Here is a 13,737-nt window from a genome sequence, read left to right as displayed (position 1 = left end):
TGCGTGGGCCGCTATGCACTGCTGCCGCGCTCATCCTGAGCATCTTGGGGGTAATGCCCGTAGTGCCGCTGCTGTCGGCGTCCGTAGCAGCCCAGGCCCGCGAATAGGACGCCCATGAAAACGGCACCGCCGAGGCAGGCGAGCAAGGAAGTCAGCGTCAAGGCGTGTCCCGCCCCGAGCGCGGCGCTCGTCAACACGAAGAAGCCCATGAGCCCACCGAAGGCAGAGCCCGCGATCAAGCCGAGGCGCACAGGATGAGCCGCAGCGAACCGCTGACCTCGATTCGGCTTTACATCGCCCCCCAGGAACGCGTCTACTCGCCAGTACCAGTTCACAAAGAGCCTCAACAGGTGCACGGGTGATCCCTTTCATGCCTCCGTGGGGTGCTCCCGCTCCAGGATGATCGCTGTGCCGCGCGTCAGGCGGTGAGTGGCTGAGGTGGAAGCCTCATCGCCCCGCCCGCCATCGACCCGGGACAAGCCGAGCAGACCAGGGCCACGGGGTCAAGGTCGTTCGTCCAGTGGGGGCGCCCCACCTTGACCTCGTGAGCCAAGAGAGTTGCGCATCCGCATCTACAGCGCCCGGTGACAACTGCTGAGAAGACCTGAGCCCAATGATTCGCCAGCCGGGGAGAGTTGGGTGTCCAAGGCGTTGCGTGGTCGTCAGCCGCTCACGTGGACCAGGCCCGGGAGACATCTATCCAGATCGGGGTGCCGCATCACTTGCTCCGATCTGGGAGCCTGAGGGGATCACGATCCGACGAAGCGCAGAGATTTCGGCACGGCCGCCACGCTGGCCCGCATCGCCGGCTCCCAGCGTCGGTTGGAGGCCGTCTCGCCCGCGCGTGAAGTCGCCAGGCCGGCTGTGGTGTAGGTCGATCTTGCGAGCCGCGGCGGTCCGCACCTCGTTCGCTCATCCCGACCTCTGGGGCAGCGGTGGAATCCATGGTCCTGATGAGGGCCGCCTTCGGCTATGTGCGCCCGTTGGATGCAGGTGATCCTGCTTGCGTTTATTTCGTTTGTTGCGGATACTGCGAAGTGGGGGTGACATCATGACTGACGTGCAGGCCAAGCGAGTTCAGCCGGGAAGCATCGATGCCGAGGTGGCCGCTCGGGCGGTCCGCCGGATCAAGGATTACCTCATGCGGTATCCCGAGCAGCCGACCGTGCAGGTCGTCGGTGAGCACGGGGGAGAGGACCCCTTGATCCTGCCTCGTGAAGCAGTGACGCTGCTCGCCTTCATCCTTGCCCAAGCAGCTGAGGGGCGCGGAGTCACGGTGATTCCGTCCCATGCTGAGCTGACGACACAGCAAGCGGCGGACATGCTGAACGTCTCACGCCCGTACGTCATCAAACTTCTGGAAGCGGGAGAGATTCCGTTCCGGTTGATTGGCAAGCACCGTCGAATCAAGTACGAGGACCTCCAGGAGTACAGACGTCGCGATGACGCCAAGCGCCGGACCGCGGCCGACGAACTCGCTGCGCTGGGGCAAGAGTTGGGCATCTGAGCCATGACATTCGTGGTGGTCTACGACGCAAACGTGTTGTACGGCAACACCCTGCGTGACCTGCTCATTCGCCTCGCCATGACAGCACGGGTGCAAGCCAGGTGGACCAACGGCATCCTCGACGAGATGCAGCGCAACCTCGCCGCCAACCGCCCCGACATTCCTGCGGAAAAGCTCGACAAGCTCCGCCGGCTGATGAACTCCGCTGTCCGCGACTGCCTCGTCGAGGGGTATGAGCCACTGATCGAAGGGCTGAAGCTTCCCGACGCTGACGATCGACATGTGCTGGCCGCAGCGATCAAGGTGGGCGCGAAGGCCATCGTCACGTCGAATGGACTTCCCTGCCGAATACTTGGCTCCATGGGACATCGAGGCGAAGTCGCCCGACGACTTCGTCCTCGACCAGATCGACTTGGACGGAAGGGTCGTCTGGGCGTGTGTGCAGCAGATTGCGGACTCACGGATCAGCCCGCCGGAGACCGTTGAGGATGTCCTCGATGCCTTGGAGGCGGCCGGCCTCGTTGAGGCTGTCGCTGCCCTGCGAGCTGGATGAAGCCTCTTCGGGCTGGTTCTGCAGCACGAAGTGAACGGCTGCCACCAGCAGCAGCGGTACAGGGCCACCAACGGCTACTTGTCCGGTCGGGGCGACATCTGGCGAGGTGGAGGCCGGCCCATGGTCGGCCGGTACGTCCGGGGGCGATCATGGGCCGGGGGCAGTCAGCGGGTGAGGGTGGCGGCCTTGACCTGGTGGAGGTGGATCACCACGTCGAAGGAGCGGCTCAGGGAGGCATGGACGGCCTGGTCGGGGGACCAGAAGCCGCCGCCGATGAGCCGGGTGGGCCGGGCCTGCGCCAGCCACGTCCGAGCCGTCCGCGGAGCTGTCCGCGTGTCCAGCATGAAGTCGCGGTGGCGCACCTGGTCCAGGACGTACTCGTTGTAGTCGGGGCCCGCGGCGGGGACCCAGCCCTTGCACGTCCCCGGCCGTTCGGCGGGCTTGACGCCGTCGGGGCAGGCGGTCTCGGAGCTGGAGAAGTTGTAGCCGCCCTGGTTGAAGCTGGTGCCGACGGTGACGAAGCGGTCGCCGAGCCGCTTGCGCAGCTCGCCGCCCATCGGGGCCGGCACGTACGTGGTGTCGATCGGGGTGTAGCTCAGGTGCGCGTTCAGCCCGGACATCTGGATCTTGGCGCCCGTCGTACGGTTCCACCAGGTGACGTTGTCGGCCAGCACCTGGTCCCGGTATACCGCCGCCTGGCGGCGGCCGTCCGCGGTGGCCTGGTCGAAGGCGAAGTCGGTGAAGGTCTGCGACAGCGCGCGGGCGTGCTGGAGCGTCCATCGGTCGGCGCCCTCCTTCTGGAGGAGCTTCAGGGCCTGGGTGGCCCGCTCGGCGTTGTCCTGCCGGGTCTCCAGGGGTACGGCCAGCGCCTGCGCCATGTACTCGCCGGCGTTCTTCGTGGTGGGGCGCAGCCCGTCGTACAACTGGATGAGCTCGGGCAGCAGGGCGGGCCGACGCTGCTTGGCGTAGGCCAGCACCTTGTCGAAGATGATGTCGCCGGGGTAGAGCAGGTCGGCGCCCATGAACTGGACCTTCTTGGCGTGGCCGGCGTTGTAGGCGCGCATCCACTGGACCAGGTCGAGGAACTCGCGGTTGTCGAACAGGTCGTAGGGGCCCTTGACCTCGTCGTGGAAGATCGCTTGCGGGTCGCCCTGGCCGTACAGAACATAATCATTCAGGCGCAGGCCGGTGCTCCAGCTCAGCTCGCGGGCGAACGTGGTGAATCCTTTCTCGGTCACCAGGTAGCGGAACAGCCGCTGGTTGAGGGCGTAGAACTCGGCGGTGCTGTGGGTGGCCTCGCCCACGCCGACCACCTCCGCCTGGCCCACCATGGCGCCGAAGGCGTCCAGGTCGTGCGCCCGGGCGCCCGGGGAGGTGGAGACCAGCGGCTTGGCCACGCTGTCGAGCGCGGACACCACTCCGGTGTCGGCCGACGCCGGGGTGGCGGTCCCGGCGAGGGTCACGGCGGCCAGGCAGCTGAGGGCAAGAATCTTCATGAGGTTTCCTGATACGTGAAGGGGATTGTTGGGGCAGGTCCGAATCTCCCGGGCAGCGCTGACAGCCGGTTGAAGGTCGGCTGACGGCGGCCCGGGGCGTTGTCAGCTCAGATCCGGGGGCCGAGGAAGCAGCCGCCGGAGGCGTCGACGACCTGGCCGGTCACCCACCGCCCGGCCTCGGAGGCCAGGAAGGCGACCACGTCGGCGATGTCGTCGGGCTGACCGACGCGCGGGATGGCGTTGCCGGTGCCGACCATCTGCTGGACCTCGGGCTTGCCGAGCATCCACGGGTTCATGTCGGTGACCGTCGGGCCGGGCGCGACGGCGTTGACGGTGATGCCCCGCGCGCCCACCTGCTGGGCCAGGGAACGGCTGAGCACCTCGATGCCGACCTTGCTCATCGCGTACGGCGCCTCGGGCATCGCGATCCTGGTCGCCGCGGTGGTCACGTTGACGATCCGGCCGCCGTGGTTCAGCAGGGGAAGCGCCCGCTGGATGATGAACAGCGGCGCCTTGGTGTTGATCGCGATCAGCCGGTCGAACGCCTCGGGGGTGATGGCCTCGATCGGGCCGCCGGTGTTGACGGCGGCGTTGTTGACCAGGATGTCCAGGCGTGCCTGCCCGGTCCGCGCGGTGAGGCCCGCCTCCAGCCCGGCGAACAGGGCGTCGACGTCATCGGGCGTGCCAGTTCGGCCCGCACCGGGAAGGCCCGGCCGCCGTCCTTCTCGATCAGCTGCACGGCCTCCAGGGCCGCGTTCTCGTTGCTGCCGTAGTGCACGGCGACCAGCGCGCCGGCGGCGGCCAGCCGCCGCGCCACGGCCCGGCCGATCCCCCGCGAAGCCCCGGTCACCAGCGCCGTCTTCCCTGCCAGGTGCATCATGTCGTCACTCCTGAATCATCTGACTTGTCCGGTGACCAGGATCCGGGCACTAAATAGCCCGAAACAATGACAAAATGCGCAAGGCAGAATTAACCCCGAAGACAACGTGGGGGAGTCGTGGAGCTTCGCGACATCGAGATCTTCCTGGCCCTGGCCGAAGAGCTCCACTTCGCCCGCACCGCCGAACGACTGCACGTCACCCCGGCCCGGATCACGAAGGCGATCCAGAAGCAGGAACGCCAGATCGGCGCCCCGCTCTTCGAACGGACCCCGCGGTCGGTGCGGCTGACGCCGCTCGGTCGGCAGCTCCGCGACGATCTCTGGCCGATGTACAGCGGCCTCCAGGAGAGCATGCGCCGGGCCAGGCTGGCCGCCGAGGGCATCACCGGCGTGCTGCGCGTCGGCATGATCCCGCACAATTCGCACGACCTGCGGCACTACTGGGACACGTTCCGCAGCAACCACCCCCAGTGGAAGCTGCAGATCCGCATCTCCCCCTTCGCCGATCCGTTCGCCGGGTTGCGGCGCGGCGACATCGACGTCCTCGTCGCGTGGCTGCCCGTCGAAGAGCCCGATCTGACCACGGGGCCGGTCCTGTTCACGGACCCGCGCCTGCTGGCCGTGGCCGCCGACCACGAACTCGCCCGGCACACCACCGGCCTGCTGGAGATGCTCGCCGACTTCCCGCATGTGGACACTCCGTCCAGGCCCGACTACTGGGCGGACGGCTTTCTCCCGGCCCGGACTCCTGTGAGCCGGCGGATCGAGCGCGGCCCCCTGGCGCGTAACACCGAGGAGATCCTCTCCCTGGTCACCACCGGAGAGACCGTCAGCCTCGTCGCCCACCACATGAGGCGGTACTACCTGCGGCCGGACATCACCTACCTCGCGCTTCGGGACGACGATCCGCTGAAGTACGCGCTGGTGTGGTCGACCGAAGCGGAGAACGACCTGATTCGCGCCCTCGCCCAGACCGTCCGCGACCTCGGCCCCCTCGACCTGCTCACCCTCTGACCGGTCGGGCGCCGAAACTCATCCGCGGGGCCGAGGTCAGGGCGAAGGTACGGCGCGCCGCCGCGCCCCGTCCTCCGGCTGAACGCTTCGGCTGGGCTGGTCGCCGTGGGGCGACGGTCCGAGGCTTCGCTCCTCAGCACCGGCTGGTCGAAGGAGGTGAGGCCTTCTGGGGCGTGTCAGATCTGTGCCAGGACGGGCGGGGGCGTGGACAATCACGGCTGCTCGCGTCGTCAACCGGTTCAGCGCTTGTGGCGGGGGTCAGAACTTGCCTGACTGTACCTCTATGCGGTGTCCCAGTTGCTTGCTCAACTCCGTGTGGAAGCTGACGCTGAGAGGTGGCCATCCCCAGAAGTCGAATGCGAGCGCCCCGAGGTCGAAACCGGACCCGAACTGCCACTCGGTGACCGGGACGGAGGCGCCGCATGAGGAGCAGGTGACACTCCCTTCGCCGGTCTCCTTCCAGGTGTCGATGCCGTCGCTGAACGACTGCCAAGCCGCCTGGTCCGCCTCCCACGCGTTCGGGTAGTCGATGATCACAGTCGTCGCGTCACATCGTGGGCAGGTCGCGGAGTCCGCCTCGCTCATCCCCTGCCCTCCGACGTGGTGATCCCGCCCGACGATGACCGCCACCGGGCCCGGTATCCACGATGGGTCCGAGGAATCAGCCACTGCTCGTTGCCAGTTGGGGCCGGGCTCGTATCCGTCGTCCACTTGCAGGCTGTACATGCCGTCCCTGGACCTTTCGCGCGTGATCAGCCCTTCGGCGACCATCCAGTCGACCACCCGCTCTGCGAGCGACTCAGCCTCTTGGCCGGTCACCTCGACATCGACGATCCGCTCGAAGTAGTCACCCATCGTCTTTCAACTCCTTCTCGGTAGCTGATGCCCACTGTGCCACTTTCCTGAGAGAGTGGCGCCGTTCTCCCACTCACCCCGCGGCCCTGTCAGCTTTCAGCATGTGCTGGAAGGGGATACTCGTGGTTTTCAGTACGGCCGGATCGTGCTGTGCCGCAGGCCATATCTGAAGGTAGTGGTCATCAACGGAGCAGCGCTCTTCGGCCATTCCTCGGACGTGATATCGCAGACGATATGTGCCGGGACCGGAAAGCAACGGGGAAAGGTCGTGCGCCTTTTCGTCGTCCCAATCCATGAGCCATCCGGCCAGGAAGACCTGGCCCGACGGGGAGTCGAAACTGATCTCCACGATGTCCTCATAGCCGTCCAGGTCAGCGCCTGGATCCCGGTCGGCGACCGTCACGGTGAAGGGGATCAGCCCCCAAAGTGTGGCGATGTTCAGGCTGGCGAAGCCTCTTCCTTCCGTTGTAACGAGGCCGACCGAGTGGGTCGGTGAGTCAGCTGGCCTGCCATTGGGCTCGTGGTCTCCCTCGTCCAGGAGATAGACCTGACCGCAGTCTGCGACCTCCACATCGATTGAGCCGCGGCGGATCGTCTCGCATAGCATCGTGAACATGGACGAGGCCACCACCGTAAGGCTCCCGCACGGGCAGAACCTCAGGTGCGACACATGCCAGAGCGAGATCTTCGAGTCCCGTCAGTGGAAGCTGCAGACGACCGGAATGAGTTTCATGGGCCTGGACTGGGCCAACCGAGACGCGACCTGCTTCGTCTGTACCACTTGTCGGCGGATTCACTGGTTCCACCTGTAAGGGAACCGGCTGCCGGCGCCCGGAGGTGATCATGGTGCGCGTCGCTGTGTCGGGGCACAGGGGCTTGCCGGTAGAGACCGCTGTACTGGTCGATCGGGCGATACGTGAGGCTCTTGTGGCGTGCCTTCCCGACCTCGGTGGGTTGTCCTGTCTGGCGGACGGGGCCGACCAGATCTTCGCTCGTGCGGTACTCGATCTCGGCGGTGTGCTGTAGATCTGTGTGTCCCGCCTGCTCGTCCCGCTTTTCCGGCTGTTCGGCTGGGTTTGTGCTCGGGGGGCTGGTGAGAAACCGTATCCCCGGGAGGAAAGACGGCTGGTGGTAGGAGAAAGAACTACACCTCGGTGTCGGACCGCGGCTCGGTTCTTTGCCGTCCACCTGTCACTGTGCTCACGTCAGAGCACGCTCCGGGCCACCGGTGCGGCATCTTCTTCCCTGCGTGGAACAGGCAGGAGCCGTGAACCTAGAGGCGCAGATCCTTGAGGTGATGCTACGGGTCAAGGCGCTCGAGACGAGCACCCGCACCGCGGACGACCTCACCATGATCAGCATCGTTCTGATGATGACCGAACTCGTCACCTTCCAGGCTGAGCTGAGACAAGACTACGAGGCCCTGGTGGACGAGATCGCCAGGCTCCGGCACCAGATCAACGGCCACGGCTGCGGTCTCCTGCGCCGTCCGGACGTTCGGCAGCGACCGGAGAGCAACTGACGGGCCGGTGCCGGTTGGGAAGACCTCCTGTCGGGGGAGACGCCGTCTTCGTCTACGCGGCAGGAGGGCTCATGTCCCACGCTGTCTGGGATCATTGAGTGTGGTGCGTAATGCGGCGGGGCGGTTGTGGGCGGACCTGGCTCGGGTGCCTGTCAGGTTTCCCGGGCGGGGAGAGGTCGCGGTGGTCGTCTCCTCCGGGTCGGGGTTGTGCCCGCCCGGATGGACGGGGATCGTCGTGCTGGACGGCGGGGCGCTGGTCACGGTGCCTGATGCAGGGTTGGTCGTGCCGTTGCGTCAGGCCCTGTGCGGCGGTCTCGGTAAGGACGGCGTCGATCTTCCGCGGCTTTCCGAGCGGCTGGAGGTCCGCGAGGTTCTGGGGCCGGCGACGCTCGCGTACGTCGATGCCGAAGCGTTCGTTCCCAGCCATGCCGGGACGGAGGTCGAACGGCTGGCGGCAGGGGATAGGGACGTCGGCGGGCTGCTGGCGGCGGCGAGCGAGCAGGATGCCGACGAGAGCGGGCTGGCGGAGGTCGATTCGGCGGTCTGGGCGGTTCGTGCGGGCGGTGATGTGGTCGCCGCCGCCGGGTATCGGACGTGGTTGGACACGGCGGCGCATCTGTCCGTACTGACTGCCGAGGGGTTTCGGGGGCGGGGGCTGGCTCGGGCGGTGGCGTCGGCGGCGGTGGCCGACGCGCTCGGTGCGGGGTTGCTGCCGCAGTGGCGGGCGCGTCCGGAGGCGTCGCGGCGGGTGGCCCGAGCTCTCGGGTTCCGCGAGCTGGGGTCACAGGTGAGCCTTCGCGTAGAGCGGTGAGCGTGTCTCTGCGGAGCGGTGGCCGTGTCTCTGGGGAAGGCGCTCACCGACCAGCTGCGCGAGCAGCTCGTCAGCAGCGCCCGCGACCTGCGCTGGATCCGGTGGCGAGCGCGTGGCCGGGAGGCGAGGACGTACGTGGACCGGCTGCTGCGGATGGCCGACCTGATCCTCGGCAGGGCCGCTGCGGATGATCGCCATGGCTCCCCGGCTGGATGAGGAGCTGGCCCGGCGCCTGGTCAGATCGCGTCGGTGAAGCGGGTGAGGAGGGTGCGGAGGGTGGCGCGTTCCTCGGCGGTGAAGGCGGCGGAGATGCGGCGTTCGATGATCACGGCTGCCTCGTCCGCCACCCGCAGCGCCTCGCGACCGGCGTCCGTGAGGTGGGTCTCCAGCATGGTGCGGTGCCACTGATGGGGGGAACGCTCGATCAGGCCATGTTCGAGCAGGTTCTTCAGTACGACGTTCATGGCCTGCGGCGTGACCAGGCATTCCCTGGCCAGGGCGGCGGCGGAGATGCCCGGGTTGGCGTGGAGGGCGAGCAGGGCGGCGTACTGGGGCACGGTCAGTCCGGCGGTCTTGACCGCGGCGTGCTTGGCCGCCATGAGTCGCTGCTCGGCGCGCTTGACGTCGAGGCCGAGCCGCTCCTCCGGGGGCATGTCCATGCCTGGAGCCTACAAGTCGACAGGGGAGCAAAGCTCTTATGGTCATAAAAGCTTTGATAGTGTTCCGGGCATGTCTGTGATTCCGGAGAGCCATCTCGACCTGCTGACCCGTCCCCTGTACGTCCATCTGGCGACGTTGATGCCCGACGGCACCCCGCAGGTGACGCCCGTGTGGACCATCTGGGACGGCGAGTTCCTGCGCTTCACCACCACGAACGACCGGCAGAAGGGACGCAACGCCGGCGCCCGCCCGCACGTGGCGATCTCGGTCAACGATCCGGAGCAGCCGTACCGCTACCTGGAGGTGCGGGGCACGGTGGAGCGGGTCGAACCCGACCCCCAGGGCGACTTCTTCGACGTGCTGGCCAGGCGGTACGGCCTCGACTACGCACGGCCCGTCGGCGACGCCGAGCGCAGGGTGGTCATCGTGGTGCGGCCCACCCGCTGCACCAGCCAGTGACCGGACACCTCTAGGACGGCTGCCGGGGGCGGGGCTGGGCGCGCATGTGCATGCGTTCGCCCTGCCGTCCGAACAGGTTGAGCACCTCCACCGGATGATCGCCCGCGGGGCCGAACCAGTGGGGCAGGTGGGTGTCGAACTCGGCGGCCTCGCCGGGCCCCATGACCAGGTCGTGGTCGCCCACGATCAGGCGGACGCGTCCCGAGAGCACGTACATCCACTCATAACCCTCGTGCGTGACGGGCTGCGGCTGGTTCTGGTCGGCGGGGATGACCGACTTCCACGCCTGTAGCGGGCCGGGCTGGGCGGTCAGGGGCAGCACGGTCCGGCCGTTGCGGACCACCGGCTTGAGCCGGACGCGCGGGTCGCCGACCTCCGGCGCGCCGACCAGCTCGTCCAGCGGCACCTGGTGCGCCTCCGCGATCGGCAGCAGCAGCTCCAGGCTGGGCCGGCGCTGCCCCGACTCCAGGCGCGAGAGCGTGCTCTTGGAGATGCCGGTGGCCTCGGCCAGGGCCGACAGGGTCACGCCGCGCTGGGTGCGGAGGTGTCTGAGCCGGGCGCCGACCTGGGCCAGCGTGGCGTCGATCCGCGATTGCTGCTCCATGGGGTCCATTCCACCTCCGATTTCCCAGAAATGGCAACAGAAGTTGTCATCCCCGCGTGCCGGATCGCACCATCGGGGCTGGAGGTGATCGCCATGACTACGGCGATGAACAGCAAGAACACCGAGTACGACGTGGTGGTGGTCGGCGCGGGGGCGGCCGGACTGAGCGCGGCCCTGCTCCTCGGGCGCGCGCGCCGCAAGGTGGTCGTGGTCGACGCGGGCGCGCCGCGCAACGCCCCGGCCGCGCACATGCACGGCTTCCTGTCCCGCGACGGCCTGCCGCCCGCGACCCTGCTGGAGCTCGGCCGGGCCGAGATAGAGCGGTACGGCGTGCGGTTCGTCCGGGGGCGTGTGGAGGAGGTCGAACCGGGCTTCGCGGTGCGGCTGGAGGGCGGCCCGGTGCTCGGCGCCCGCCGCCTGCTGGTCGCCACCGGCCTGTACGACGAGCTGCCCGCCATCCCCGGCGTGCGCGAGCGGTGGGGCAAGGACGTCCTGCACTGCCCCTACTGCCACGGCCACGAGGTCGGCGACCAGCCGCTGGGGGTGCTCGGCACGCATCCGGGCGCGGTCCACCAGGCCCTGCTGCTGCGCCAGTGGAGCGACGACGTCGTCCTCCTCACCCACACCCTCGACCTGACGCCGGAGGACCGCGACCGGCTGGAGGCCCGCGGCGTGCGCATCGTCGAGGGCCCGATCGACCACCTCGTCGTCCAGGACGGACGGCTGCGCGGCGTCGAGCTCGCCGACGGGCGGGTGCTGCCGCGCGCCGCCGTGTTCCTGTTCCCGCGCATGGCGCCGCAGGACCAGGTGCTCACCCGTCTGGGCTGCGACAAGGACGACGCCGGCTGGGTCGTCACCGACCGGACGGGACGGACCAGCGTGCCCGGCGTCTGGGCGGCGGGCAACGTCGTCGACCCGCGCGCGCAGGTCGTCACGGCGGCGGGGATGGGTTCGGCCGCCGCGTCCGCCGTCAACGCCGACCTGGTGGACGAAGAGGTGCGGGACGCCGTCGAGCGGCGCCGCGCGACGTCCGTCCTGGCTCGCTAGCCCCCGCACGCAAGGAGACTTCGTCATGCCCGCGCATGTTCCCGGCTCGGTGCGCAGCGTCACCGAGCAGAACTTCACCGAACGCGTCCTCCAGGCGGAACGTCCGGTCCTGATCCAGTTCTGGGCGGCCTGGTGCCGTCCGTGCCAGATGGTCACCCCGATCGTGGAGAGCCTGGCGGCCGACCGCGCGGGCGAGGTGGACGTCGTCCGGGCCGACCTGGACGACCAGCCCGGCCTGGCCGCCCGGCACGGCATCACCGCCGTCCCCGCCTTCGTGGTGTACGCCGGCGGCCGGCCCGCCGGTTCCTGGACGGGAGCCGCTCCCCGGCACGTCCTGGACGAATACCTCGCCTCGGCCCTGCGCGCGGCGGGGGCGGACCGATGAGCGCCACGGCCACCGGAGGGGCGGCGGTCGCCCGCGGCAGGTTACCGCTGGGGGTCTACCTGCTGTCCTTCAGCCTGTTCTCGATGGGCAGCGCGGAGTTCCTGCTCGCCGGGGTGCTGCCGGCGGTCGCCGCGGACCTGCGGATCACGCTGGCCTCCGCCGGCGGGCTGATCTCGGCGTTCGCGGCGGGGGTCGTGATCGGCGGGCCGCCGCTGGCCGTCATGACCCTCCGCTGGCCGCGCCGGACGACGCTGGTGGTCGCCCAGGCGGCCTTCGCCGCCTGCGTGGCGATCGGCATCCTCGCCGACAGCCATCCGGTGCTGCTGGTCACGCGCTTTCTCTCCGGTCTGGCGTACGCGGGGTTCTGGGCGGTGGCGGCGGTCACCGCGATCGGGCTGGTCCCGGCGGACCGCACCGCCCGCGCGTCCGGGGTGGTCGTCAGCGGGCTGAGCCTGGCGATGATCGCCGGCGGGCCGGCCGGAGCGATGATCAGCTACTTCACCGGGTGGCGCGGCGGGTTCTGGGCCGTGACCGTGCTCACCGTCGCCGGCGCCGTCCTGACGCTCGTGGCGCTGCCCGCCACCGGCGGGCACGGGCAGGCGAGCGTCCGCGGCGAGCTCCGCACGATGCGCCGGCCGCAGCTGTGGATCGTGTACGCCGTCACCCTGCTGAGCACCGCGGCCTACATGATCTCCTACAACTACCTGGCGGCGTTCCTGACGCAGGTCACGGGCGTGCCCGGGGTGTGGGTGCCGGTGATCCTGACGCTGTTCGGCGTGGGGGCCTTCGCCGGGCTGTCGGTCGGGGGCCGCATCGCCGACCGGCTGCCCACCCACGCCCTGCTGGCGGGGGCGCTCGGGATCGCGGCCTGCTCCGTGCTGCTGGCGGTGCTCGGGCGGCATGTCGCGGCCGTCGTGCCGCTGGTGCTGCTGCTCGGCGTCGCCGGGTTCGTGCTGAACCCGGCCATCTACGGGCGCGTGTTCGCCATCGCGTCGGGGGCGCCGGCGCTCGCCGGGGCCACCACGGTCTCGGCCTTCCAGCTGGGCATCAGCCTGGTGCCGGTGCCGGCCGCCGTCGTGCTGGACGCGGGGGCGGGGGTCGCCGCCGTCCCGTGGATCGGCGCGGGGCTGGCCGCGCTCACGGTCGTCCCCGTCCTGCTGGACCGGTTGTCGTCGCGCCGGGCGGGTTAGCAGACGCCGGGCAGGCCGCAGACCTTGGCGGCCATCTTCCTGGCGTTCTTGGTGAGCCGGCCGGGGTCGTAGTCGCCCTCGTCGGTCCGGTAGATGATCAGCGCGCTGCCCCGGCGCGCGACGACCCCCGTGACCGTCCGGTCCACGTTGCCGTCCTGCCGGGTCCGGTAGCCCATGCCCACGGCCTCGTCCCCCGCCTTCACCTTGGTCGTCCGCCACTGGACCTTGATCGAGGGCATCGACGGGTCACCCTTGCGCGCGCACCGCCCGGCCTCGGCGCGCAGGCCGGCGAGCGCGGCACGGGCGGCCCGCGGGCTCTTGTAGAGGACGAGCTGCTCGGCCGAGTTGCTGGGCGCGCTGCTCCAGTAGGTGATCGTGCGGGCGGCAGTGCGGCCCCGGTCGACGGCCCGCCGATGCCGGCACGGGTTCAACCCGAAGGGCGCGGCGAGGCTGTCGATGATCTTGTATCCCTGCTCGGCGGCGTCGTCCGGGCTCAGCGGCACGCGCGCCTCGCGCTCGGTGAGCAGGAAGTTCTTCGGAATCTCGGTCACGGCCGCCGGGGACAGGGCCAGCAGCAGGGAGAGCGTCACGCCGATCATGAACAGTTGGATGCCGCCGCAGGCGACTTCGTTCGCCGAGAGGGTCATGTAATCGGGCGTAAGTGCGAATAGGCGGATGAATGTTTATTGGAGCGATGATTGCCGGGATTCGACTTTCCGGCCTCGCGTCCCCATCTGTGTGTGTGCGATTATCG

18 protein-coding genes are annotated in these 13,737 nt (G+C 69.0%); 10 read left to right on the top strand and 8 right to left on the bottom strand.

Annotated features, from left to right (window positions below; translation table 11 throughout):
- Positions 1-1,051 precede the first annotated feature (1,051 nt).
- Both ACIBK9_RS02340 and ACIBK9_RS02335 read left to right on the top strand, forming a co-directional pair.
- Positions 1,052-1,507 carry a helix-turn-helix domain-containing protein gene (locus tag ACIBK9_RS02340; protein ID WP_352357226.1) on the top strand — a complete coding sequence of 152 codons (456 nt, stop codon included), beginning with the start codon at positions 1,052-1,054 and terminating at the stop codon, positions 1,505-1,507.
- Positions 1,508-1,510: 3 nt separating this feature from the next.
- Entirely contained in the window at positions 1,511-1,993 is a 483-nt protein-coding gene (locus ACIBK9_RS02335) for a PIN domain-containing protein (RefSeq protein ID WP_397154562.1), read from the top strand.
- Positions 1,994-2,224: 231 nt separating this feature from the next.
- On the opposite strand, the gene ACIBK9_RS02330 is transcribed toward ACIBK9_RS02335, so the two are convergent.
- The 3 genes from ACIBK9_RS02330 to ACIBK9_RS02320 all read right to left on the bottom strand — a co-directional run bounded on the left by ACIBK9_RS02330 (position 2,225) and on the right by ACIBK9_RS02320 (position 4,436).
- Positions 2,225-3,556: an erythromycin esterase family protein gene (locus tag ACIBK9_RS02330; RefSeq protein WP_397154560.1), complete on the bottom strand. Its 1,332-nt coding sequence runs from the start codon at positions 3,554-3,556 to the stop codon at positions 2,225-2,227.
- A 107-nt stretch (positions 3,557-3,663) separates the two neighbouring features.
- Positions 3,664-4,122, bottom strand: a complete 459-nt coding sequence (locus ACIBK9_RS02325) for an SDR family oxidoreductase (RefSeq protein WP_397155889.1) — start codon at positions 4,120-4,122, stop codon at positions 3,664-3,666.
- A complete protein-coding gene (locus tag ACIBK9_RS02320) occupies positions 4,086-4,436 on the bottom strand; it encodes an SDR family NAD(P)-dependent oxidoreductase (RefSeq protein WP_397154558.1) in 351 nt (116 codons plus the stop codon). Before ACIBK9_RS02320 ends, ACIBK9_RS02325 begins: the two co-directional genes overlap by 37 nt.
- Positions 4,437-4,553: 117 nt before the next feature.
- Between ACIBK9_RS02320 and ACIBK9_RS02315 the strand changes: the two genes are divergently transcribed.
- Positions 4,554-5,450 carry a LysR family transcriptional regulator gene (locus ACIBK9_RS02315; protein ID WP_397154556.1) on the top strand — a complete coding sequence of 299 codons (897 nt, stop codon included), beginning with the start codon at positions 4,554-4,556 and terminating at the stop codon, positions 5,448-5,450.
- Between the two features lie 258 nt (positions 5,451-5,708).
- Here ACIBK9_RS02315 and ACIBK9_RS02310 read toward each other — a convergent pair whose 3' ends face one another.
- Positions 5,709-6,305, bottom strand: a complete 597-nt coding sequence (locus ACIBK9_RS02310) for a hypothetical protein (RefSeq protein WP_397154554.1) — start codon at positions 6,303-6,305, stop codon at positions 5,709-5,711.
- Positions 6,306-6,378: 73 nt separating this feature from the next.
- On the bottom strand, positions 6,379-6,921 hold the full coding sequence (locus ACIBK9_RS02305; protein WP_397154552.1) for a hypothetical protein: 543 nt from the start codon (positions 6,919-6,921) through the stop codon (positions 6,379-6,381).
- A gap of 633 nt (positions 6,922-7,554) precedes the next feature.
- Here ACIBK9_RS02305 and ACIBK9_RS02300 point away from each other — a divergent pair.
- The 3 genes from ACIBK9_RS02300 to ACIBK9_RS02290 all read left to right on the top strand — a co-directional run bounded on the left by ACIBK9_RS02300 (position 7,555) and on the right by ACIBK9_RS02290 (position 8,854).
- A complete protein-coding gene (locus ACIBK9_RS02300) occupies positions 7,555-7,827 on the top strand; it encodes a hypothetical protein (protein WP_397154550.1) in 273 nt (90 codons plus the stop codon).
- Between the two features lie 181 nt (positions 7,828-8,008).
- On the top strand, positions 8,009-8,638 hold the full coding sequence (locus tag ACIBK9_RS02295; protein WP_397154548.1) for a GNAT family N-acetyltransferase: 630 nt from the start codon (positions 8,009-8,011) through the stop codon (positions 8,636-8,638).
- A gap of 24 nt (positions 8,639-8,662) precedes the next feature.
- A complete protein-coding gene (locus ACIBK9_RS02290; protein WP_397154546.1) occupies positions 8,663-8,854 on the top strand; it encodes a hypothetical protein in 192 nt (63 codons plus the stop codon).
- A gap of 20 nt (positions 8,855-8,874) precedes the next feature.
- Here ACIBK9_RS02290 and ACIBK9_RS02285 read toward each other — a convergent pair whose 3' ends face one another.
- The gene (locus ACIBK9_RS02285) at positions 8,875-9,297 is read right to left on the bottom strand and encodes a MarR family winged helix-turn-helix transcriptional regulator (protein ID WP_397154545.1); all 423 of its coding nucleotides are present in this window, start codon (positions 9,295-9,297) and stop codon (positions 8,875-8,877) included.
- 70 nt (positions 9,298-9,367) lie between these two features.
- On the opposite strand from ACIBK9_RS02285, the gene ACIBK9_RS02280 reads away from it, so the two are divergent.
- Positions 9,368-9,757, top strand: coding sequence for a PPOX class F420-dependent oxidoreductase (locus tag ACIBK9_RS02280; RefSeq protein ID WP_358290172.1), 390 nt, complete (start codon positions 9,368-9,370; stop codon positions 9,755-9,757).
- 10 nt (positions 9,758-9,767) lie between these two features.
- Here the strand turns inward: ACIBK9_RS02280 and ACIBK9_RS02275 are convergent, their stop codons facing one another.
- Entirely contained in the window at positions 9,768-10,361 is a 594-nt protein-coding gene (locus ACIBK9_RS02275; protein ID WP_397154544.1) for a helix-turn-helix domain-containing protein, read from the bottom strand.
- A 93-nt stretch (positions 10,362-10,454) separates the two neighbouring features.
- Between ACIBK9_RS02275 and ACIBK9_RS02270 the strand changes: the two genes are divergently transcribed.
- From ACIBK9_RS02270 to ACIBK9_RS02260, 3 genes are read left to right on the top strand one after another with little or no spacing between them, the layout of a single operon-like run.
- On the top strand, positions 10,455-11,408 hold the full coding sequence (locus ACIBK9_RS02270; protein WP_397154543.1) for an NAD(P)/FAD-dependent oxidoreductase: 954 nt from the start codon (positions 10,455-10,457) through the stop codon (positions 11,406-11,408).
- A gap of 25 nt (positions 11,409-11,433) precedes the next feature.
- Positions 11,434-11,793 (top strand): thioredoxin family protein, encoded by a 360-nt coding sequence (locus tag ACIBK9_RS02265; protein ID WP_397154542.1) that lies wholly within the window; start codon positions 11,434-11,436, stop codon positions 11,791-11,793.
- Positions 11,790-12,983 carry an MFS transporter gene (locus ACIBK9_RS02260; protein ID WP_397154541.1) on the top strand — a complete coding sequence of 398 codons (1,194 nt, stop codon included), beginning with the start codon at positions 11,790-11,792 and terminating at the stop codon, positions 12,981-12,983. Before ACIBK9_RS02265 ends, ACIBK9_RS02260 begins: the two co-directional genes overlap by 4 nt.
- Here the strand turns inward: ACIBK9_RS02260 and ACIBK9_RS02255 are convergent.
- The gene (locus tag ACIBK9_RS02255; protein ID WP_397154540.1) at positions 12,980-13,630 is read right to left on the bottom strand and encodes a hypothetical protein; all 651 of its coding nucleotides are present in this window, start codon (positions 13,628-13,630) and stop codon (positions 12,980-12,982) included. The genes ACIBK9_RS02260 and ACIBK9_RS02255 overlap by 4 nt on opposite strands.
- Positions 13,631-13,737 lie beyond the last annotated feature (107 nt).

It is taken from the genome of Nonomuraea sp. NPDC050227, from assembly GCF_044459705.1.
In the GTDB taxonomy this organism is placed as follows: domain Bacteria; phylum Actinomycetota; class Actinomycetes; order Streptosporangiales; family Streptosporangiaceae; genus Nonomuraea.
This window is presented reverse-complemented; position numbering and strand designations above follow the sequence as displayed.